Here is a 633-nt window from a genome sequence, read left to right on the forward strand (position 1 = left end):
CTCGGGCTTCGAATTCACCAGGCACCCGTGGACCCAGCCGAAGTGCCGGTGCTTCAACCTTGGAGACTAGGAAACAACAAGATTTCCCGTACAGGGTTCTCCCAGCCTGCACTCAATATCGTCAACAGCATGTTCAATTGCTCAGTCCTCCGGTGTATGAATCCCGGCACCGCCTTCATGGCGGGCAGTCAAAATGCGGTTTCTGGTTATCACGAGGCCTTCGTCTGCGCCAAGCACAAGGCGCTGATGGAGGGCGGTTCCCCCTGGGACATGGAAGGGCGCAATGTCCTCATGGGGCAGGACTTGGCGCCAGTCCTGCAGAACTGGTCGGCCCGTCCGAGCGTTGGGTCTGAGGGCTTCACCCTCACCCTTGAGATTGCGGGCCAGATCAAGCCCGTGGAGGTCTTCTTGATGCCTACCGCGGCAAGGACCTTGTCTGCGCTCATGGGCTCAGCCAATGGCGAACCTGGCTGCGCCTAAGTTTCTTCAACTTCGCGCTCGGCAGCGGCGGAGCTCACCCATCAATCAGCTTAATTCCGAGGGTAAGGGCTACTGGCGCATGCTCCACCTCTGCCTGGCATCCGGGGCAGCGTGCGTCGCCCCGCAGGCCTTGGTGCTTTCCCAGACGGCTAT

The 633-nt window shown here is 60.3% G+C and carries 1 protein-coding gene; it reads left to right on the forward strand.

The genetic code is table 11. From position 1 onward, the window contains the following. The coding region (locus AC5RWX_RS34075) for a hypothetical protein (protein WP_494100542.1) at positions 1-480 on the forward strand (480 nt) is incomplete at its 5' end. Between the last annotated feature and the right edge of the window lie 153 nt (positions 481-633).

The sequence above is a fragment of the Arthrobacter sp. SPT-J7 genome (assembly GCF_059089965.1).